The organism is Amycolatopsis pretoriensis (assembly GCF_900107925.1).
Classification (GTDB): domain Bacteria; phylum Actinomycetota; class Actinomycetes; order Mycobacteriales; family Pseudonocardiaceae; genus Amycolatopsis; species Amycolatopsis pretoriensis.
Genome location: NZ_FNUJ01000005.1, coordinates 1 through 20,753 on the forward strand (window position 1 = coordinate 1; position 20,753 = coordinate 20,753).

21 protein-coding genes are annotated in these 20,753 nt (G+C 69.5%); 11 read left to right on the top strand and 10 right to left on the bottom strand.

The window, feature by feature from the left end:
- The 3 genes from BLV96_RS21620 to BLV96_RS21630 all read left to right on the top strand — a co-directional run.
- The coding region (locus tag BLV96_RS21620; protein WP_167379687.1) for an NAD(P)/FAD-dependent oxidoreductase at positions 1 to 444 on the top strand (444 nt) is incomplete at its 5' end.
- 36 nt (positions 445 to 480) lie between these two features.
- Positions 481 to 804, top strand: coding sequence for a thioredoxin (gene trxA / locus BLV96_RS21625; protein WP_003082899.1), 324 nt, complete (start codon positions 481 to 483; stop codon positions 802 to 804).
- A 276-nt stretch (positions 805 to 1,080) separates the two neighbouring features.
- Complete coding sequence (locus BLV96_RS21630) at positions 1,081 to 2,229, top strand: N-acetylmuramoyl-L-alanine amidase (protein ID WP_086678915.1); 1,149 nt, start codon at positions 1,081 to 1,083, stop codon at positions 2,227 to 2,229.
- Positions 2,230 to 2,438: 209 nt separating this feature from the next.
- On the opposite strand, the gene BLV96_RS21635 is transcribed toward BLV96_RS21630, so the two are convergent.
- Positions 2,439 to 3,083, bottom strand: coding sequence for a GNAT family N-acetyltransferase (locus BLV96_RS21635; RefSeq protein WP_086678914.1), 645 nt, complete (start codon positions 3,081 to 3,083; stop codon positions 2,439 to 2,441).
- Positions 3,084 to 3,275: 192 nt separating this feature from the next.
- Between BLV96_RS21635 and BLV96_RS21640 the strand changes: the two genes are divergently transcribed.
- A complete protein-coding gene (locus BLV96_RS21640) occupies positions 3,276 to 4,595 on the top strand; it encodes an aminotransferase-like domain-containing protein (RefSeq protein WP_086678913.1) in 1,320 nt (439 codons plus the stop codon).
- Between the two features lie 26 nt (positions 4,596 to 4,621).
- Positions 4,622 to 5,566: a D-alanine--D-alanine ligase family protein gene (locus BLV96_RS21645; RefSeq protein WP_086678912.1), complete on the top strand. Its 945-nt coding sequence runs from the start codon at positions 4,622 to 4,624 to the stop codon at positions 5,564 to 5,566.
- A 132-nt stretch (positions 5,567 to 5,698) separates the two neighbouring features.
- Here BLV96_RS21645 and BLV96_RS21650 read toward each other — a convergent pair whose 3' ends face one another.
- The 9 genes from BLV96_RS21650 to rpmH all read right to left on the bottom strand — a co-directional run bounded on the left by BLV96_RS21650 (position 5,699) and on the right by rpmH (position 11,653).
- A complete protein-coding gene (locus BLV96_RS21650; RefSeq protein WP_086678911.1) occupies positions 5,699 to 6,703 on the bottom strand; it encodes a ParB/RepB/Spo0J family partition protein in 1,005 nt (334 codons plus the stop codon).
- Positions 6,700 to 7,626: a ParA family protein gene (locus BLV96_RS21655; RefSeq protein WP_086678910.1), complete on the bottom strand. Its 927-nt coding sequence runs from the start codon at positions 7,624 to 7,626 to the stop codon at positions 6,700 to 6,702. Before BLV96_RS21655 ends, BLV96_RS21650 begins: the two co-directional genes overlap by 4 nt.
- 77 nt (positions 7,627 to 7,703) lie before the next feature.
- Positions 7,704 to 8,387: a 16S rRNA (guanine(527)-N(7))-methyltransferase RsmG gene (gene rsmG / locus BLV96_RS21660; protein WP_086678909.1), complete on the bottom strand. Its 684-nt coding sequence runs from the start codon at positions 8,385 to 8,387 to the stop codon at positions 7,704 to 7,706.
- Positions 8,388 to 8,493: 106 nt separating this feature from the next.
- A complete protein-coding gene (locus BLV96_RS51450) occupies positions 8,494 to 8,847 on the bottom strand; it encodes a DUF6886 family protein (protein ID WP_341866096.1) in 354 nt (117 codons plus the stop codon).
- 153 nt (positions 8,848 to 9,000) lie between these two features.
- Positions 9,001 to 9,558 (bottom strand): Jag family protein, encoded by a 558-nt coding sequence (locus tag BLV96_RS21670; protein ID WP_167379690.1) that lies wholly within the window; start codon positions 9,556 to 9,558, stop codon positions 9,001 to 9,003.
- Positions 9,559 to 9,588: 30 nt separating this feature from the next.
- Positions 9,589 to 10,716 (bottom strand): membrane protein insertase YidC, encoded by a 1,128-nt coding sequence (gene yidC, locus BLV96_RS21675; RefSeq protein ID WP_086678907.1) that lies wholly within the window; start codon positions 10,714 to 10,716, stop codon positions 9,589 to 9,591.
- 5 nt (positions 10,717 to 10,721) lie between these two features.
- Positions 10,722 to 11,045: a membrane protein insertion efficiency factor YidD gene (gene yidD, locus BLV96_RS21680; protein WP_091389515.1), complete on the bottom strand. Its 324-nt coding sequence runs from the start codon at positions 11,043 to 11,045 to the stop codon at positions 10,722 to 10,724.
- 5 nt (positions 11,046 to 11,050) lie between these two features.
- Entirely contained in the window at positions 11,051 to 11,488 is a 438-nt protein-coding gene (gene rnpA, locus BLV96_RS21685) for a ribonuclease P protein component (RefSeq protein WP_086678905.1), read from the bottom strand.
- 21 nt (positions 11,489 to 11,509) lie between these two features.
- Positions 11,510 to 11,653, bottom strand: a complete 144-nt coding sequence (gene rpmH / locus BLV96_RS21690; protein WP_003082934.1) for a 50S ribosomal protein L34 — start codon at positions 11,651 to 11,653, stop codon at positions 11,510 to 11,512.
- 575 nt (positions 11,654 to 12,228) lie between these two features.
- On the opposite strand from rpmH, the gene dnaA reads away from it, so the two are divergent.
- From dnaA to gyrB, 6 genes are all read left to right on the top strand, one after another.
- Positions 12,229 to 13,839 carry a chromosomal replication initiator protein DnaA gene (gene dnaA / locus BLV96_RS21695; protein WP_086678904.1) on the top strand — a complete coding sequence of 537 codons (1,611 nt, stop codon included), beginning with the start codon at positions 12,229 to 12,231 and terminating at the stop codon, positions 13,837 to 13,839.
- Positions 13,840 to 14,628: 789 nt separating this feature from the next.
- Positions 14,629 to 15,762 (top strand): DNA polymerase III subunit beta, encoded by a 1,134-nt coding sequence (gene dnaN / locus BLV96_RS21700; protein WP_086678903.1) that lies wholly within the window; start codon positions 14,629 to 14,631, stop codon positions 15,760 to 15,762.
- Between the two features lie 34 nt (positions 15,763 to 15,796).
- Complete coding sequence (gene gnd, locus BLV96_RS21705) at positions 15,797 to 16,687, top strand: phosphogluconate dehydrogenase (NAD(+)-dependent, decarboxylating) (RefSeq protein WP_086678902.1); 891 nt, start codon at positions 15,797 to 15,799, stop codon at positions 16,685 to 16,687.
- 10 nt (positions 16,688 to 16,697) lie between these two features.
- The gene (gene recF / locus BLV96_RS21710; RefSeq protein ID WP_086678901.1) at positions 16,698 to 17,852 is read left to right on the top strand and encodes a DNA replication/repair protein RecF; all 1,155 of its coding nucleotides are present in this window, start codon (positions 16,698 to 16,700) and stop codon (positions 17,850 to 17,852) included.
- A gap of 106 nt (positions 17,853 to 17,958) precedes the next feature.
- Positions 17,959 to 18,570 carry a DciA family protein gene (locus BLV96_RS21715; RefSeq protein WP_086678900.1) on the top strand — a complete coding sequence of 204 codons (612 nt, stop codon included), beginning with the start codon at positions 17,959 to 17,961 and terminating at the stop codon, positions 18,568 to 18,570.
- A gap of 197 nt (positions 18,571 to 18,767) precedes the next feature.
- Positions 18,768 to 20,735, top strand: coding sequence for a DNA topoisomerase (ATP-hydrolyzing) subunit B (gyrB, locus tag BLV96_RS21720; RefSeq protein WP_086678899.1), 1,968 nt, complete (start codon positions 18,768 to 18,770; stop codon positions 20,733 to 20,735).
- Positions 20,736 to 20,753 lie beyond the last annotated feature (18 nt).

Consider the following 20,753-nt stretch of genomic DNA (forward strand, 5'->3'; position numbering starts at 1 on the left):
TCCAAGATCATGCTCGAGCGCGCCCGCGCGAACGAGAAGATCAAGTGGAAGCTGAACTCGCAGATCACCGGCGTGGTCGGCGACGGCAAGGTCGAGGGCCTGCAGCTCAAGGACACCAAGGACGGCTCGGAGTCGACGCTGGACGTGTCGGGCTTCTTCGTCGCGATCGGCCACGACCCCCGCAGCCAGCTGGTGAAGGGGCAGGTCGACCTGGACGAGGACGGCTACGTCGTCACCCAGGGGCGGACGTCCTACACCAACCTCGACGGCGTGTTCGCGGCCGGCGACCTGGTGGACCGCACGTACCGGCAGGCGATCACCGCCGCCGGTTCCGGGTGCAGTGCCGCGATCGACGCGGAACGATGGCTCGCGGAGCACGGCGAATCGGACGCGCACGAGGCGGCCGAGCTCGTCGGCGGCGGCTACGGCGCGGGCACCAACTGACTTTCCGGCGCAACACACCCCTTGGAGGAGAAAACCATGGCCAACACCGTCAAGGTGACCGACGCGACGTTCGTCGACGAGGTCCTGACCAGCGAGAAGCCCGTTCTGGTCGACTTCTGGGCCACCTGGTGCGGCCCGTGCAAGATGGTCGCCCCGGTGCTCGAGGAGATCGCGGCCGAGAACGGCGAGAAGCTGACCATCGCCAAGATCGACATCGACGAGAACCCGAACACGCCGCGTGACTACCAGGTGATGTCCATCCCGACGCTGATCCTGTTCCAGGGCGGCAAGCCGGTGAAGCAGATCGTCGGCGCCAAGCCGAAGGCCGCGCTGCTGTCGGACCTCGCCGACGTTCTCTGAGTTCCAGTACTCCCGGCGGACCCGGGGCCTGCGAGAACCCTCTTGCGGACCCCGGGTCCGTCGCCGTTCAGGGGAATGTGACCGGTGTGGGTGAATCGAGCGTGACCGGGGCCACCAGGGGTACTCCACGATCGGGCTCTTGACTGACCTACCGGGCCTACGCTGTCACCGAGAGTTGGCAAGGCACAATAGAGGACCTGGGCCCGTCCCAGCGAAGGTTTTCTTGCCCCGCACCGAGCCCCCCGACTCGGTGCCCTAGGAAAGAGCGAGGAGTGCATGCGGGTACTCCGCCGCGGTGACGCCGGTCCGGACGTCGCCGAAATCAGGTCCATCCTGGCCGGGATGGATCTGCTCCCGCCGGTCACCGGTACCGACGCCTACGACACGTTCGACGTCGCCGTCGAGCACGCCGTCCGTGCCTTCCAGCAGCGCCGTGGGCTGATGACCGACGGCATCGTGGGTCCGGCGACCTTCCAGGCGCTCAAGGGCGCCAGCTACCACCTGGGCAGCCGCCCGCTGTCGTACATGATCGCGTCGCCGGTGCACGGCGACGACGTCTTCACGCTGCAGGAGCGGCTGACCGAGCTCGGTTTCGACGCCGGCCGCCCGGACGGCTACTTCGGCCCCGCCACCGAGCGCGCGCTGAAGACGTTCCAGCGCGACATGCGCCTGACGCCGGACGGCATGTGCGGCCCGGCGACCATCCGCGAGCTGCACCGCCTGTCCTCGCCGCGGGCCAGGGGCGGGCGCCCCGTGTTCCTGCGCGAGCAGGAGCAGGTGCGCCAGGCCGGTCCGCGCCTGCGCGGCAAGCGCATCGTGATCGACCCGGGCCACGGCGGCGACGACCTCGGCGTGGTCGCCGGCGGCCTGCGCGAAGCCGACATCGCCTGGGACCTCGCGCGCCGCCTCGAAGGCCGGATGAAGGCCACGGGCATGGAGGCGCTGATCTCCCGCGGCCCGAACCACAGCCCGACCGAGCTGGAACGCGCCAAGTTCGCCAACGACGCCGGCGCGGACCTGTTCCTGTCCCTGCACAGCGACAAGAACCCGTCGCCGCGCGCGCAGGGTGTCGCGAGCTTCCACTTCGGCAACGGCAACGGCACGACGTCCACGGTGGGCGAGCTGCTGGCCGGCTTCATCCAGCGTGAGGTCGCGGCCCGCACGGGCCTGCAGGACAACCGCACGCACTACAAGTCGTGGGACATCTTCACCCGCACCCGCTGCCCGGCGGTCCGGATCGAGATCGGTTACCTGACGAACCCGGACGACGCCCGCAAGCTCGGCGACCCGGCGTTCCGCGACATCGTCGCGGAGGGCATCCTGATCGCCGTCAAGCGCCTGTACCTGCTCGGCGAAGGCGACCAGCCGACGGGAACGTTCACGTTCGCCGACGTCCTGGCGCACGAGCTCGCCAAAGCCGAATAGGGCCGACCACAACCCCTAGCGGCTCACCTTCACCTGCTCCACCACCCCTGGGGACGCACGCGCTGCGTCCCCAGGTTCGTGGGCAGTCATCCACAGCTTTTCCACCGCTCCTAGCAGCGCTCTGTGGATAACTCGGCACTTCTTCCACAGTTGTGCACACGCGTGTTTCAGCCGTGCTCGAGCACGGGAGCAAACGTTTGCGGGGTGGGTCAGGCGCGGCCGAGGCTGGGCTCGGCCGTCGTGATCGTCACCTGGCCGAGCAGCCGTTCCAGCGCCGCCTCGACGTCTTCCTTCCAGGTGATCGCCGACCGCAGCTCCAGCCGCAAGCGCGGCCACTTCTGGTGCGGGCGGACCGTCTTGAAGCCGACGCTCTGGAGGAACGCCGCCGGCAGCACGCAGCTGTGGCCGCCGTCCGGGTCGGTCTCGTCGGGGCGGGCGTCGCCGAACGCCTCGATCGCGCGGACACCGCGCTTGGTCAGGTCCTTGGCGACCGCCTGGACGAGCATCCGGCCGAGGCCGCCGCCGCGGAACTCCGGGAGGACCTGGAACGCCGTCAGCAGGATCGCGTCCGCGCTCGGCGGGGACGTCGGGAAGGCCAGCGAGCGCGGGACGGCGTTCGGCGGGGCGTACAGCACGAACCCGACCGGCAGCGTGTCGCTGTAGACGATGCGGCCGCAGGAACCCCACTCGAGCAGGACGCTGGAAACCCAGGCTTCCTTCTCGACCTCGGTGGCGCCGAACTCCTCGGCCTGGTTCTTCAGGTGCGGGGCCAGTTCCCAGTACACGCACCTGCGGCAGCTCTTGGGCAGGTGCTCCAGGTTGTCCAGTGTGACGCCCACGACGCGACGCGACACCCGCGACCTCCCCTGACCTGCTTCTCCCGACCGGCCGCCCGGTCGTCAAGCCGCGTCTGACCACGGCACGAACACGGGAGCCATGGTCGAGGATAGGCGGATGTGACGAGCGCCGAAAGGCCAGGGGTACCGGATGGGTGCCCGGTTACACTCGACAGGATCTATATCCATCGAGCCCCGGGTGAATCGTCGATGACCGAGAACCGCCCCAGCAAGCCGCAGAGCGGCCGCCAGAACCTCGACCCGCACCTCGAGCGGTACGCCGCGCGCACCGCCGGGATGACCGCCTCGGAGATCCGAGCGCTGTTCGCGGTCGCCAGCCGGCCCGAGGTGGTTTCGCTGGCCGGCGGCATGCCGAACCTGGCGGCGCTCCCGCTCGACACGCTCTCGGCGCAGGTGGCGGAGATCATCGCCGAGGACGGCCTCGTCGCGCTGCAGTACGGCTCGGCGCACGGCGTGCCGGTGCTGCGCGAGCAGATCTGCGAAATCATGGCCCTGGAGGGCATCAAGGCCCACCCGGACGACGTCGTGGTGACCGTCGGCTCCCAGATGGGCCTGGACATGGTCACGCGGCTGTTCTGCGACCCGGGTGACGTCGTGATCGCCGAAGGCCCGTCGTACGTCGGCGCGCTGGGCTCGTTCGCCGCGTACCAGGCGCAGGTCGTGCACGTGGCCATGGACGACCAGGGCCTGGTGCCGTCGCTGCTGCGCGAGGCGCTCGACCGGACGGAGAAGGCCGGCCGCCGGGTCAAGTTCCTCTACACGATCCCGAACTTCCACAACCCCGCCGGCGTCACGCTGGCCGTCGAACGCCGCGCGGAGATCCTCGAGATCTGCCGCGAACACGGTGTCCTCGTCGTCGAAGACAACCCGTACGGGTTGCTCGGCTTCGACGGCCAGACGTACCCGGCGCTGCGCTCGACCGACCCCGACAACGTCGTGTACCTCGGTTCGTTCTCGAAGACGTTCGCGTCGGGCCTGCGCGTCGGCTGGGTGCTCGCGCCGCACGCCGTGCGCGAGAAGCTCGTGCTGGCCGCGGAGTCGGCCACGCTGTGCCCGCCGACGTTCAACCAGATGATCGTGTCGCGCTACCTGGCCACGCACGACTGGAAGGGCCAGATCAAGAAGTTCCGCGAGAACTACCGCGACCGGCGCGACGCGATGCTGTCCGCGCTGGAGCAGTACCTGCCCGCGGGCTGCTCGTGGACCAAGCCGGACGGCGGGTTCTACGTCTGGGTGACGGTGCCGGAAGGCGTCGACACGAAGGCGATGCTGCCGCGCGCGGTGACCGCGCGGGTGGCGTACGCGTCCGGAACCGGCTTCTACGCCGACGGGTTCGGCAGCCGTCAGATGCGGCTGTCCTACTGCTACCCGACGCCGGAGCGCATCCGCGAGGGCGTGCGGCGGCTGGCCGCCGTGCTGGAGTCCGAAATGGACCTCGCGCGCACCTTCGGTAGCGTGACCTCGCGCCAGATCCAGGGACCGCAGAACCCGTCCCCGGACACGGTCTAGTTCTTTTCAGCTAAGGAGTTTCCACGGTGGTCGACCGTACCGTTGCCGTGCTCGCCGGCGGGCTTTCGCACGAACGCGACGTCTCGCTGAGGTCCGGGCGACGGCTCTCCGCGGCGCTCAAGTCCGAGGGCCTCGGCATCGAGGAGTGGGACACCGACGCCGGGTTGCTGGAGCGCCTGCGCACCCAGCGGCCGGACGCGGTCGTCGTCGCGCTGCACGGCGGCGAGGGCGAGAACGGCTCGGTGCAGACGGTCCTGGAGATGCTGGACGTGCCGTTCGTCGGCACCGGCTCCCAGGGCTGCCGCCGCGCGTGGGACAAGCCGACGGCGAAGGCGCTCATCGAGAACGCCGGGTTCACGACACCCGGCTGGGTGGTGCTGCCGCACAGCACGTTCCGCGAGCTCGGCGCGCAGGCGGTCCTCGACGCGATGGTGGAGCAGCTCGGCCTGCCGCTGATCCTCAAGCCCGACCAGGGCGGCTCGGCGCTCGGCACCCAGGTGGTCCGCGAGGCGGCGGAACTGCCGGCGGCGATGGTCGGCTGCTTCGCCTACGGCGACACGGTGCTCGCGGAGCGGTTCGTCGACGGCGTCGAGGTGGCCGTGACGGTCATCGAGGGCGAGAACGGACCCGAGGCCCTGCCGGCGGTCGAGATCGTGCCGGAGAGCGGCGTGTACGACTACACGGCCCGCTACACGGCCGGCCTGACGGACTTCTTCACCCCGGCCCGCCTGGACGACGCCGCGGCCAAGGCGGTGGCCGAGCTGGCCGTCGCCGCGCACCGCGTGCTCGGCCTCCGGGACATCTCCCGCACCGACGCGGTCGTCGCGTCGGACGGAACGGTGTACTTCCTCGAAGTGAACCCGTCGCCGGGGCTGACCGAGACGTCGACGGTGCCGATGGCGATCGAAGCCGCGGGCAAGTCTCTCGGCACGGTGTTCGGCGAACTCATCGGGCGCGCGATTTCTCGCTGACCCCTCGCACGCGAAAGGCCGCCTCGGAGCTTCCGTGGCGGCCTTTTCGTGTCGCGGTTGATCATCACCGGTTGTGGTCACCGCGATCGCGTCGAGCAATCATCACCGTGACGAAACACCCCGGGGTGATCCCTAATCGGTTTTCGGTGTCTGATTCGTCCCATTCGCATCGATGATCGCGACGATCCGCTCGAGGTCGTCGACCGAGCCGAACTCGAGCGTGATCCGGCCCTTGCGGCGGCCGAGGTCGACCTTCACCCGCGTGTCGAACCGGTCCGAAAGCCGGTTCGCGAGCTCCTGCAACCCGGGCGCCTGGATCGGCTTGCGCGGCGCGGGCTTCGGCTTGGCCGGCTTCTCGCTCTTCTTGAGCGTGACGGCTTCCTCGGTCGCCCGGACCGACATGCCCTCCGCGACGATGCGGGCGGCGAGCTCTTCCTGGCTGTCGGCGTCCTCCAGCGAGAGCAACGCGCGGGCGTGACCGGCGGACAGGACGCCCGCGGCCACCCGGCGCTGCACCGGCAGGGGGAGCTTGAGGAGCCGGATCGTGTTGGTGATGACCGGCCGGCTGCGGCCGATCCGGCTCGCCAGCTCCTCGTGCGTGACCGCGAACTCGTCGAGCAGCTGCTGGTAGGCCGCCGCCTCTTCGAGGGGGTTCAGCTGGACGCGGTGGATGTTCTCCAGGAGCGCGTCACGCAGCATCGACTCGTCGGCGGTCTGCCGGACGATCGCCGGGATCGCTTCGAGCTCCGCCTGCTGTGACGCGCGCAGCCGGCGCTCGCCCATGACGAGCTCGTACTCGTCGTTCCCGAGCTCGCGGACGACGATGGGCTGCATGAGCCCGAACTCGCGGATCGAGTGCTCGAGTTCGGCGAGCGCGTCTTCGTCGAAGACCTGCCGCGGCTGCTTCGGGTTCGGCTTGATCGAGCTGACCGGGATCTCGCGGTAGACGGCGCCGGCGACCTCGCCGCCGTGCGTCTTCGCCTGGCCGTTGGCCGCGAACCAACCCTTGTCCTCGGCCGCCTTCTTGTCCGCCGCAGCGCCGTCAGCGGGCGCCGGCAGCGGACCGCTGCCGGTCGCCGGCCCCGTCGGGATGAGGGCGGCGAGGCCGCGCCCCAGCCCTCCTCTGCGCTCCGTCATGTCGAACTACCCTTCTCCATCTGCGCACCGCGTTCGGCGATCTCCTTGGCCGCGTCCACGTAACTCATCGCACCGCGCGAACCAGGATCGTAAGCGAGGACGGTCTGGCCGTACCCGGGCGCCTCGGAGACCTTCACGCTGCGGGGGATGACCGTCTTCAGGACCGTGTCGCCGAAGTGGTTGCGCACCTCGTTCGTCACCTGGTCGGCCAGCTTGGTCCGGCCGTCGTACATGGTGAGGAGGATCGTCGAGACGCGCAGCTCGCGGTTGAGGTGCTGCTGCACGAGCTCGATGTTGCTCAGCAGCTGCCCGAGCCCTTCCAGCGCGTAGTACTCGCACTGGATCGGGATGAGCACCTCCTGCGCGGCGACCATCGCGTTGACCGTCAGCAGGCCGAGCGAGGGCGGGCAGTCGATGAAGACGTAGTCGACGCCGATCTCGTCGAGGATCTCCGAGGAGATGGCCTCCTTGAGCCGGGACTCGCGGGACGCCATCGAGACGAGCTCGATCTCGGCGCCGGCGAGGTCGATCGTGGCGGGGACGCAGAAGAGGTTGGGGGACTGCTCGGTGGGCTGCGCGGCGTCCGCGAGCGTCACCTCGCCGATGAGCACCTCGTAGATGGAGGGCGTCCCGGACCGGTGGTCGACGTCGAGCGCGGTGCTCGCGTTGCCCTGCGGGTCGAGGTCGACGACGAGCGTCTTGAGCCCGTGGACGGCGAGCGCGGCGGCGAGGTTGACCGTGCTCGTGGTCTTGCCGACGCCGCCCTTCTGGTTGGCGACGGTCAGCACGCGGCGGCGACCGGGGCGGGGGAGTTCCCCTTCCTTCGGGTGCAGCAGACGCGCGGCGCGGGCGGCTTCTTCGGCGATCGGGGTCCAGCCCACGTCGGGGGTGGTCTCCGTGGAGTCGGACGGCGGGGGATTCACCGGTCTCGACACCTCCTCCATGTAGACGTCTGGTCGGTGGTCGAGTCGCGCGGTTTCACGTGGAACACGGCGACCCGTTAACGCTTCCTGCTCCGCGCCTTCGGCTTGCCAGCTGAGGGGAGGCGACGGATCTTCACAACCGTGCTGGGGACCTCCAGTACGGCGGCACCGCATTCGACGATCAGCGGGTCGGCCCCGCCGGCCTTGCGAATGGCGGCACCGTCCCGCTCGATCTCGTCCGCCGCGCCGGCGCCCTTGAGAGCGACCAGGAAGCCATCGGGACGAACGAGCGGCAAGCACCAGTCCGCGAGCCGGGCGAGCGGGGCGACCGCGCGAGCGGTGACGATGTCGGCGCCACCGTGCTGCTCACGCACAGGCCGCTCCTCCGCGCGTCCACGGACGATGGTGATCGGGAGTTCCAGCTTCTCGGCCACCTCGGCCAGCCAGTCCACCCGGCGGGCCATCGGTTCGAGCAAGACGATATCGAGGTCCGGTCGCGCGATCGCGAGCGGTACTCCCGGAAGCCCGGCACCCGACCCGACATCGACGACGCGGGCACCCTCGGGCATCTGCTCGCCGATGACGGCCGAGTTGAGGACGTGCCGCTCCCACAGCCGCTCGACCTCCCGCGGCCCGATCAGCCCACGCTCGACACCGTGCCGCTCGAGGAGTTCGACGTACCCAGCCGCTTGGTCCACCCGCGAACCGAACACCCGCTCCGCCGCGGCCCGCACCGTCGCCGCGGCCTGATCCAAGCTCACTCCGCCTACTCCTCGTCCGCGCGTTTCACGTGAAACGCGCTCCGTCGATTGTCCCCGATGCCGAGCCGAAAACGAGCCGACAGTCCGCAGATGTGCAGAACTCCACTCACCCGGCGGCGGTTCCACGTGAAACAACGCAGCTGTGACTCACCCGCGGCGCACACCGGCCGCCAGTTCCACGTGAAACATCACCGCTGTAATTCGCTCGGCGGTAGCTCCGCGTTCCGCAGCCGGATCCCGCTGAACCCGAGCGAGCTGCTGCCGCGGCGTCCACGAACGGCCACAGGTTCCGCACCACCCTCAGCTCGATCCCCGCCTCCTCGTGCAGCCCGAGGAGGTCGCCGACCGGCGAAGGTGGACCCAGCGGCGAGACCGGTTCGGTCGCGACCATCGCGTGCACCCGATCGGCGCCGAGCCACGCGAGGTCTGCGTCCGTCGCCGACAGCACCGCCGACGCCATCGCCCCTCGGACACTGACGCGGGAACCAGTGGTCCGGCGCCCGCTCCGAGCCGACCGCCCAGCAGACGACCTCACCGGGAGCCGGGCGCATGGCACAAAAGAAGCGGCCCCACCTGACCGAGTCAAGTGGGGCCGCTCCGGTGGAACCGAGTCTCAGGACTCCGGGAAGATCACCACGCGGCGCTTCGGGTCCTCGCCCTCGCTCTCGCTCGTGACGCCGGACACCGCCGCCACCGCGTCGTGGACGACCTTGCGCTCGAACGGGCTCATCGGCTGCAGCCGCACCCGCTCGCCGCTCTGCAGCACCGACTCCGCCGTCGAGCGGCCGAGCTCGCGCAGCTCCTCGCGGCGGTCCGAGCGCCAGCCCGCGATGTCCAGCATCAGCCGGCTGCGCGAGCCGGTCTCCTGCTGGACCGCCAGGCGGGTCAGCTCCTGCAGCGCCTCGAGCACCGTGCCGCGCGGGCCGACGAGCTTCTCGAGGTCCTCACCGCCGTCGATGCTCACGATCGCGCGGCCGGCTTCGACGTCCAGATCGATGTCACCGTCGTAGTCGAGCAGGTCCAGCAGGCGCTCGAGGTAGTCGCCGGCGATGTCGCCCTCCTGAACCAGGATGTCGTCACCGCCCGCCTTCTCCTCGCCCGCCGCATCCGCCGCCGCGGCCGGGGTCACGTCGTCCTTATCGGCGTCGATCGTGTCGATCGTCTCCGACATCATTCGTCTCCTCTCCGAACCGGTCGCGCCTCAGCGGCGCTTCCGGCCCGACTTCCTGGTCGAGTCTTTGAGAAGGCCCGGCACCCCCGTGCCGTTGTCCTTCGAGCCGTTCTGGCCGTTCGTGTCGGCCGGGGCCGGAGCCGCGTCCGCCGCCTTGGGGGTCTCCGCCGAGGGCGCCGTGGTCTGCGCGAAGCCGTGGGCCGAGCCCGCCTTCGTGACCTTCTTCTGCGAGCCGCCCTGGGCCGGCTGGTTCTTTTTCTGCTGGACCGGCTTCTGGCCGACCTTCGGCGCGGTCGGCTTCTGCCCCGGCTTCGGGCCGAGCGACGCGCGCTTCTCCGCGGCCTCCGCCTTGCGGGCCGCCTCTTCCTTGTCGATCTTCGTGTAGACGAGGCGCTGCTGCATCAGGGTCCAGCCGTTGTTCGCCAGCCAGTAGAAGAGGAGGCCGAGCGGGAACAGCGCACCGAAGACGAGGACACCGAGCGGGAAGATGTACATCGTCAGCTTGTTCATGATCGCGGTCTGCGGGGTGGCCGACGCGGCGTTCTGCCGGGCCACCGAGTGCCGCGCGGTGAGGTGCGTGGCGATCGACGCGACGATCATCAGGGGCAGCGCGACCGGGAGCACGTTCCAGTGGAAGCCGACGTTCGTCGCGCCACCGCTGACGACCCCGACGCCGTTGTAGACGGCCTCACCGAGGTTGACGCCGAACAGCTTCGCGTTGACGTAGGACTCGACGTCGTGCTGGGTGAAGAAGTAGTTCTCGGTCTTCGGGCCACCACCGGGTGGCGGCATCGTGAACGCGCGCAGGACGTGGTTCAGGCCGATGAACACCGGGATCTGGAGCAGCATCGGCAGGCAGCTGCCCAGCGGGTTGACGCCGTGCTCGCGCTGGAGCTTCTGCATCTCCTGCGCCTGGCGCTGCTTGTCGTTCGCGTACTTCTTCTGGAGCTTCTTCATCTCCGGCGCGAAGTCCTGCATCTTCTTCATCGACCGGACCTGGTTCACGAACGGCTTGAACATGATGCCGCGGACCGTGAAGGTCAGGAAGATGATGCCGAGGATCCAGGAGATCGCCGCGGCTTCACCGAAGACGAACCCGAAGACCTTGTGCCAACACCAGAGGATGAAGGACACGGGGTAGTAGATGAAATCGAGCACTGCTGCTACTCCTCGATCGGTGTATCAGGTCGTCGGTGGCGCCACGAGAACTCCTCGGGCACGGGGTCGCGGCCGGGCGGTGTCCAGGGGCCGCAGCGCAACAGCCGGCGCAGCGCGAGGTAGGAGCCGCGGCCGGCACCGTGCCGGGTGAGGGCTTCGACTGCGTACGCGCTGCAGCTCGGGTAGAACCGGCAAGCCGGCGGGAGGAAGGGCGAGATCGCCTTGCGGTAGAGCTTGATGGGGAGCAACAGGACCCACGCGACGGGGCCGGGCCGCTGGGGCGCGGGCTCCAGGTCGTGTTCGTGGTCGTGCTCGGGGGTGGCTCGCATGCCGGTCACACCGCTGATCCGTGGTCGGGGTCCGCGTCGGCGGGACGCGTCGGGCGCGGGGCATCCCCGGCCGGACGGTGCGACGGCGTGAGTCCCAGCCGGCGCAGTGCGGCGTCGAGATCGGCTCCGAGCTCCGCGCTGGACGCGGACGCGGCCGGCGGTAATGCCCTAACGACCAACGCACTGCCGGGCGGCAGGGTTCCGAGCCGCGCCGAAACGAGGTGACGCAGCCGCCGGGTGACGCGGTGGCGGACCACCGAGTTCCCCACGGCCTTGCTCACCACAAAACCCGCCCTGGCCGCCGACGGCACAGCGTCGGCGGCCCCGGACGGGTCCGTGGTCAGCGCGTGGACGACGAGGCGGCGCTTGCCTGCCCGGGACCCGCGACGGAGAACCACGCGGAAATCCTCACTCCGCCGCAAACGTGCGGCAGCCGGCAGCACGGCGCGCCCCGACGTGCCGGATCAGGCGGACAGCGCGGCGCGGCCCTTGCGACGGCGGCCCGCCAGGATGGCCCGGCCGGCACGCGTGCGCATGCGCAGGCGGAAGCCGTGCGTCTTGGCGCGGCGGCGGTTGTTCGGCTGGAAGGTGCGCTTACCCTTGCTCACTGCTTCTCCTGTGTGTCGCGTCGGACGCCGGGGTTTCCGCCCCGTCGTCTGGCGTGTCGTGCGGGCGCACGGCAGTCTCTGGTGTCTCCTACCAACGTGTGGCCTCGTCACGACGAGCGACGACAACGTGGGCACGCGAATAGCACCCGTCGCATACGGGAGACTTTACGAGGGTACGCACCCCCGTCGGGCGGCCGGTAAGCACCCCCTCGGCCACGGTCCGCGACGGGCCGGTGGAGCCGAGATCATCGACGCCGGGGCACCGAATGGCAACACGCCGTACACCGTGAAATGCTTGCGACCCAGGATGCCTTGTGGCAGCGGGCGGGGCTTGTTAGCGTGCCTCTCTCGGGTCACCGGTCGAGGTGCACGAGTATCCGGGTGGTGGAGTGCCCACCGGCGTACGACGAGCCCGCAGGTGGCGTCGCCGCGGGTCGCCGTACATTAGTGCACAGCTGTGGACAACTATGTGGATATTCGCTGTGCCGATGCACACGCCGGTCCGCGAGGGGCGCCGGACCGCGTGACCAGGGGCGTCGGCCGTCCACGCCGACGAGGGGAGGGGAGCCGAACAGGTGTCGGAGCACCAGCACAATCTGGGCGTCATCTGGGAACAGGTGGTGCGCGAACTGTCCGACGGGACCCTGTCCCCGCAGCAGCGCGCCTGGATGCGCGTGACCCGACCGATCGGCCTGCTCGACGGCACCGCCCTGCTGGCGGCTCCCAGTGACTTCGCGAAGGAAGCGATCGAACGCGGCCTGCGCGGTGCGATCACCGACGCGCTCTCCCGGCGGCTCGGCCGCGCCATCTCGCTCGCGGTGAAGGTCGACAGCACCGAGGCGGTCGCCCCGGTTCCCGCTCCCCACTACGTGCCGTCACCCGGCCGGGTGGAAAACGGCGCCGTGGCCGAGCCGGCGCCCGTGCCGCGGCCGGGTCCCGGTCCGATGCTGCCGCCGCCGCGTCCCGAGCCGGCGCCGCCGCTGCCCCCACACCAGTCCGTCGCGCCGAAGCCCGACGACGGTGACGACACGGACGAAGAGGTGGACGAAGAAGGCGAAGCGCTCGCCGCCGTCCACGAGATCTGGCCGACGTTCTCCGGCCAGCCGATCGCCGGCCAGCCCTACACCGCGCCGGCGCAGCCGCAGACGTCGAAGACGAAGCTGAACGAGAAGTACACCTTCGACACGTTCGTCATCGGCGCGTCCAACCGCTTCGCCCACGCGGCCGCCGTCGCCGTCGCCGAAGCACCGGCCCGCGCGTACAACCCCCTTTTCATCTGGGGTGAGTCCGGGCTCGGCAAGACGCACCTGCTGCACGCGGTCGGCCACTACGCGCAACGGCTCTTCCCCGGCATGCGCGTCCGGTACGTCTCGACCGAAGAGTTCACGAACGACTTCATCAACTCGCTGCGCGACGACCGCAAGGTCGCGTTCCAGCGGCGCTACCGCGACATCGACATCCTGCTCGTCGACGACATCCAGTTCCTGGAAGGAAAAGAAGGTACGCAGGAAGAGTTCTTCCACACCTTCAACACCCTCCACAACGCGAACAAGCAGATCGTCGTCAGCTCCGACCGCCCGCCCAAGCGCCTCGAGACGCTGGAGGACCGGCTGCGGACGCGGTTCGAGTGGGGCCTGATCACCGACATCCAGCCGCCCGAACTGGAGACGCGCATCGCGATCCTCCGCAAGAAGGCGGCGCAGGACCGGCTCGCGGTGCCGGGCGACGTCCTGGAGTTCATCGCCTCGCGCGTCGAGGCGAACATCCGGGAGCTCGAAGGCGCGCTCATCCGCGTCACCGCGTTCGCGTCGCTGAACCAGCAGCCGGTCGACGCCGGCCTGGCCGAAATCGTGCTGCGGGACCTCATCCCCGACTCGCACGCGCCGGAGATCACGGCGCCGACCATCATGGGCGTCATCTCCGAGTTCTTCGACGTGACGCTCGACGACCTGTGCGGCCCCGGCAAGACGAAGGCGCTCGCCACGGCCCGCCAGATCGCGATGTACCTCTGCCGCGAGCTGACCGACATGTCGCTGCCGAAGATCGGGCAGACGTTCGGCGGCCGCGACCACACGACCGTCATGCACGCGGACAAGAAGATCCGCAAGGAGATGGCCGAGCGCCGGCGCATCTACGACCAGGTGCAGGAGCTGACGTCGCGCATCAAGCAGCGCGCCCGCCAGTAGCACATCCCTTACCTCCCAACGACTTCGGGGCGTCCGCGCAATGTGGACGCCCCTTCGTCGTCTTCGGACGAAGTCGCGAAAAATAGTTGTACACAAGGAAGTTTCCCCATGGTGTGGGCGGATTGCCCACAGTGCCAACGGATCTCCCAGCAGCGACGACGCGGATTCCGTCCACACCCCGCCCACAGGTGATCCACAGTCCATCCACACCGTTGTCCACGTCGATTCCACAGGTTGCCCACATTCTGTGCACAGCACGAGCCGATCACTCGGTAGGGCGAACCGGACCCCTCCGCGCACCCCCAGACCCTGGGGACGGAACCCCCCACACCTGGGGACAACCGTGGGGACAACTCGGCCCGGCTGTGGACGAATCGGGGGATGCCCGAAACCATCCACGGACGCCCCGAGTTGCCCACAGGACTGCCACCACGGTTCTCCACATGCCCGCGAGCGCTCCGACCTGCGCGAACGAGCTCAATCCACACAATCCACAACGCTTACTACTGCTACTGCCTTTAGATCTCTTCTAAGAGAGAACAAAACAAAAACAGGCGATGGACGAAGTTGGGGACAGCCGCGAGAACGTGTCGGCAAGTCGACAAACTCAAGGGGAGGCCGAGGTGACGGCGGGCCCCGCGACGGCCTAACGTGGACGCCTGCACCTGGTCCGCGCTCCGGCCGCTCAAGCGGGAGGGCGGACCGGCCGGAGGGGGCAGCCGGTCACTGCCCCGCGAGAACGAGGCCTGGCCCGAGCCACGAGCGCTCGGTCGTCGAAAGGATGCGCGCATGAAGATCCGCGTCGAGCGTGACGGGCTCGCCGACGCCGTCGCGTGGGTGGCCAGAAGCCTCCCCTCCCGGCCTCCCGTGCCGGTTCTCGGCGGTGTCCTGCTCGACGCCGGTTCGGACGGCGAGAGCGACGCGCTGACCGTCTCGGGCTTCGACTACGAGGTTTCCGCCACGGTGGGCGTCCCGGCGACGATCGCCGACGGCGGCCGCCTGCTCGTGTCCGGGCGCCTCCTCGCCGACATCACCAAGGCGCTGCCCGCGCAGCCGGTCGAGATCTCCGTCGACGGTGCGCGCGCCACCATCACGTGCGGCAGCGCGCGGTTCTCCCTGCCGACCATGCCGGTCGAGGACTACCCGCAGCTGCCGTCCCAGCCCGCCTTCGCGGGCGAGCTCGCGGGCGACGCGTTCGGCCAGGCCGTCACCCAGGTCGTCGTCGCCGCGGGCAAGGACGACACGCTGCCGATGCTGACCGGCATGCGGCTCGAGATCTCCGGCAGCTCGCTGACCCTCGTCGCGACCGACCGCTTCCGGCTCGCCATGCGCGAGTTCACCTGGCAGCCGGCCGAGGGCCTGGCCGACGCCGCGGTGCTCGTCCCGGCGCGCACCCTCGCCGAAGCCGCCAAGACGCTCGGCGCGAGCGGCGCCACGATCCGCCTCGCGCTCGCCAGCGGCGAAGGCCTGCTCGGCCTGTCCGGTTCCGGGCGCTACACGACGACCCGCCTGCTCGACGCGGAGTTCCCGCCGTACCGCCAGCTGCTGCCCGCGTCGCACACCTCGCGCGCGGTCATCGACGTGTCCGCTCTCACCGAGTCCATCAAGCGCGTTTCGCTGGTGGCGGAGCGGGGGACTCAGGTACGACTGGAGTTCGGGGACAACACGCTGCGGTTGTCCGCGGGCGGCGACGACGAGGGAAGCGCCGAAGAGGAGCTTCAGGTCGAGTACGAGGGTGAGCCGGTGACCATCGCGTTCAACCCGGGTTACCTCGTCGACGGCCTGGGCGCACTCCACAGCGACCGGGCGGAGCTCACGTTCACCACGCCGAACCGGCCGGCGCTGATCAAGCCCGCCGACCCCGAGGGCAACGTCGTCCCCGGCTACCTCTACCTCCTGATGCCGGTCCGCCTTCCCGGCTGACCCGCACTTCTCGTTAGCACGTAAGGGGATCTCGATGGTTCAGCTCGGTCTGATCGGCCTGGGCAAGATGGGCTTCAACATGCGTGAGCGGCTGCGCGCGGCCGGTCACGAGGTGGTCGGCTACGACCGCAACCCGGACGTCTCCGACACGACGTCGCTCGAAGACCTCGTGTCCAAACTGGACGGCCCGCGGATCGTCTGGATCATGGTCCCGGCCGGCGAGCCGACCCGGCAGACCGTCACCGAGCTGGGCAACCTGCTCTCCGCCGGCGACATGGTGATCGACGGCGGCAACTCGAAGTACACCGACGACAAGCTGAACGCCGATCTGCTGGCGGCGAAGAACATCGGCTACGTCGACTGCGGCGTGTCCGGTGGCGTGTGGGGCAAGGACAACGGCTACGGCCTGATGGTCGGCGGCGCGGCCGCCGACGTCGAGAAGGCGATGCCGATCTTCGACGCGCTGCGCCCGGAAGGCCCGCGCGAAGAAGGCTTCTCGCACGCCGGCGACGTCGGCGCGGGGCACTACGCGAAGATGATCCACAACGGCATCGAGTACGGCATGATGCAGGCCTTCGCCGAAGGCTTCGAGCTGCTCGAGGCCGCGAAGGTCGTCAACGACGTGCCCGCGGTGATCAAGGGCTGGCAGCGCGGCACGGTCGTCCGGTCCTGGCTGCTCGACCTGCTCGTGCGCGCCCTGGACGAGGACCCGGAGCTGGACGACCTCGAGGGGTACGTCGAGGATTCCGGCGAAGGCCGCTGGACGCTGGAAGAGGCGATCAACAACGCGGTGCCGGCGCCGGTCATCTCGGCCGCGCTGTTCGCGCGGTTCGCCTCGCGGCAGGAGCACTCGGCCGCGATGCGCGCGGTCGCCGCGCTGCGCAACCAGTTCGGCGGGCACGCCGTGAAGAAGGTCGGCGGGTAAGGAGCAGCTGGTGTATCTGCGTCACCTGCAGGTCACCGACTTCCGCTCCTGGCCGCAGGCCGATCTCGCGCTGGACCCGGGGCCGACCGTGCTGGTCGGCCAGAACGGTCGCGGCAAGACCAACCTGCTGGAGGCGATCGGGTACGTCGCGACGCTGGGCTCGCACCGCGTCGCGACGGACGCGCCGCTGATCCGGCACGGCTGCGAGCGCGCGCTGGTGCGGGTCGCGGTGGTCAACGACGACCGCGAGCTGACCGTCGAGCTCGAGATCACCGCCGGCCGCGCGAACCGCGCCCGGGTCAACCGCGGCGCGGTCGGCCGGCCGCGCGACGTGCTCGGGATCCTGCGGACGGTGCTGTTCTCGCCGGAGGACCTGTCGCTGGTCCGGGGCGACCCGAGCGAGCGAAGGCGGTTCCTCGACGAGCTCCTCGTGCTGCGCGCGCCGCGGTACGCGGGGGTCCGGGCCGACTACGAGAAGGTGCTGAAGCAGCGCAACGCCCTGCTCAAGACCGCGGGGAAACGGCGTACGGGCCGCGAAGACCCGTACGCGCTCTCGACATTGGAAGTCTGGGACGACCACCTCGCGGTGGCGGGCGCGGAGCTGCTGGCCGCGCGCCTGAACCTCGTCGCGGACCTCGGGCCGTACGCGGCCGCCGCGTACATGGGAGTCGCGCCGGACTCGCGTCCGGCGAAGATTTCGTACAAGTCGTCGCTGGGTGACGCTCTGGCGGAGACGTACGGCGTACCGGATGGCGAACGGGCGCAACCCGACGTCCTCAAAGACGTCTTGCTCAAAGCACTCGGTGAGGCCCGGAAGGCCGAGCTCGAGCGCGGGATCAGCCTGGTCGGCCCGCACCGGGACGAGCTGGAGCTGATCCTCGGCGAGGCGCCGGCCAAGGGGTACGCGAGCCACGGCGAGTCGTGGTCGTTCGCGCTCGCCCTCCGGCTCGGCAGCTACGAGCTGCTGCGCGGGGAGGCGGGCGAGCCGGTGCTGCTGCTCGACGACGTGTTCGCCGAGCTGGACCGCAAGCGCCGGGCCCGGCTGGCCGAGGTGGCGGCGAGCGCCGAGCAGGTGCTGGTGACCGCCGCGGTCGACGAAGACGTGCCGAGCGAGCTGGCCGGCGGCCGGTTCGTGGTGGCGGATGGTGAGATCACGCGTGGCTGAGCCGGACGAAAGAGCACCCGGTGTGACGGGTCGCACAAACCGCACCCGATCTGGGGACAAACCTGTGGACAGTGTGGATAACACGGTGAATGAGTTATCGCTGCCCGTGACCGTACGGCCAGATAGGTGGCGCAAAACGTCCGAAACCGGCACCAAGCCACCCGTCGGCACTGAGCGTGACAACAGCGCTGGGCCGAACGAGGCACCCCAGACCGGGCGGGACCTCGCCCACGCCGCGCTCGAAGCGGCCAAGGCGAAGGCCAAGGAACGGGGTACTTCCCCGGGCTACCGGCGCCGTGCCGCCGGCGGTGGCGGGGGCCAGAACCCCCGGCGCCGCCGCTGGTCGGGACCGGGCGCGGACCCGCGCGACCCGCAGCCGCTCGGCCGGCTCGTCTCGCGGCTGGTCACCGACCGCGGCTGGAACGAGAGCGTCACGACCGCCCGCGTCTTCGCGCAGTGGGCCCGGCTGGTGGGCGAGGACGTCGCCGAACACGCCCAGCCGGTCGCGCTGAAAGACGGGGAACTCACCGTGCGCGCGAGCTCCACGGCGTGGGCCACGCAGCTGCGGTTGCTGCAGGGAAAGCTGCTGCACAAGATCGCCGCGGGCGTCGGGAACGGCGTCGTCAAGCGCATGCGGATCCAGGGTCCGACCGCTCCGAGCTGGCGGAAAGGCCCCCGGCACGTGCCCGGTCGCGGCCCGCGTGACACGTACGGCTGACCCGGGTTGCGCGATGCTCGGTTGAATGCCCCGAGAACGCATTCAGACCTACCGAATTACGTCAAGACTCGGCTCGAACCGATTTCGTCCGTCTGTGACGCGCTCAGGGGTGTCCTTGCCGCATGCCAGCGGACGCGGCCAAGTACACTGGGAGGGAGCGAGCGTCCGCTCGGGCGAGACGAGGAGAAACAACGCCGGTGACCGAGAACAAGAGCGAGTACAACGCGTCGTCGATCACGGTGCTCGAAGGCCTCGAAGCGGTCCGCAAGCGCCCAGGCATGTACATCGGTTCCACCGGTGAACGCGGCCTGCACCACCTCGTCCAGGAGGTCGTGGACAACTCCGTCGACGAGGCGATGGCGGGTTACGCCACCAAGGTCGAGGTTACCCTGCTCGCCGACGGAGGGGTGCGCGTCGTCGACGACGGCCGCGGCATCCCCGTCGACATGCACCCCAAGGAGCAGAAGCCGACCCTCGAGGTCGTGCTGACCGTGCTCCACGCGGGCGGCAAGTTCGACAGCGACTCCTACGCGGTGTCCGGCGGCCTGCACGGCGTCGGCGTCTCGGTGGTGAACGCGCTGTCGACGAAACTGCTCGCCGAGGTCAAGTACGGCGGCCGCAGCTGGCGCCAGGAGTACACCGACCAGATCCCCGGCCCGCTCGAGGACCTCGGACCGGCCTCGGAGACCGGCACCACGATCACGTTCTGGGCCGACAAGAACATCTTCGAGACGACGACGTACAACTTCGAGACCATCTCGCGCCGGCTGCAGGAGATGGCGTTCCTCAACAAGGGGCTGACGCTGTCCCTGCGCGACGAGCGCGTCGCCGACGAGGAGACCGAGGCCGACGCCGAGGGCAAGGTCGCGCGGGTCAAGGAGAAGACCTACTGCTACCCGGGCGGGCTCGAGGACTTCGTCAAGCACATCAACGGCAGCAAGGACCCGATCCACTCCAGCGTGATCTCCTTCGACGCGAAGGGCACCGGCCTCGAGGTCGAGGTCGCGATGCAGTGGAACACCGGCTTCACGCCGTCGGTCTACACGTTCGCCAACACGATCAACACGCACGAGGGCGGCACCCACGAAGAGGGCTTCCGCGCCGCGCTGACCCGCGTCGTCAACTCCTACGCGCGCGACAAGAAGCTGCTCAAGGAGAAGGACGCCAACCTGACCGGTGACGACGTGCGCGAGGGCCTCGCCGCGATCGTCTCGATCAAGCTGGCCGAGCCGCAGTTCGAGGGCCAGACCAAGACCAAGCTGGGCAACAGCGAGGCCAAGACGTTCGTGCAGCAGACGTCGAACGAGTGGCTGGCGGACTGGTTCGAGCGCAACCCCACCGAGGCGAAGACGATCATCAACAAGTCGATCTCCTCGGCGCAGGCGCGGATGGCCGCGCGCAAGGCGCGTGACCTGGTCCGCCGCAAGGGCGCGCTGGAGATCGGCGGCCTGCCCGGCAAGCTCAAGGACTGCCGCTCGACCAACCCGGCGGAGTGCGAGCTCTACATCGTCGAGGGTGACTCGGCCGGCGGCTCGGCCAAGGAGGGCCGGGACTCGATGTACCAGGCGATCCTGCCGATCCGCGGCAAGATCATCAACGTCGAGAAGGCGCGCATCGACCGCGTCCTCAAGAACACCGAGGTCCAGTCGCTGATCACCGCGCTGGGCACCGGCATCCACGACGAGTTCGACCTGCAGAAGCTGCGCTACCACAAGATCGTGCTGATGGCCGACGCCGACGTCGACGGCCAGCACATCACCACGCTGCTGCTCACCCTGCTGTTCCGGTTCATGGCGCCGCTGATCGAGCACGGTCACGTCTTCCTGTCGCGGCCGCCGCTGTACAAGATCAAGTGGCCGCGGGCGGAACCGGAGTACGCGTACTCCGACCGCGAGCGCGACGCCGTCATCCAGGCGGGCGTCGAGGCCGGCAAGAAGCTCCCGAAGGACGACGCGATCCAGCGCTACAAGGGTCTCGGCGAGATGAACGCCGAAGAGCTGTGGGAGACCACGATGGACCCGGCGAACCGGCTGCTGGGCCAGGTCACGATGGACGACGCCGCCCAGGCGGACGAGCTGTTCTCGGTCCTGATGGGCGAGGACGTCGAGGCCCGCCGGTCGTTCATCACGCGCAACGCCAAGGACGTGCGCTTCCTGGACGTCTAGGCGTTCCCCGCTCTTCGC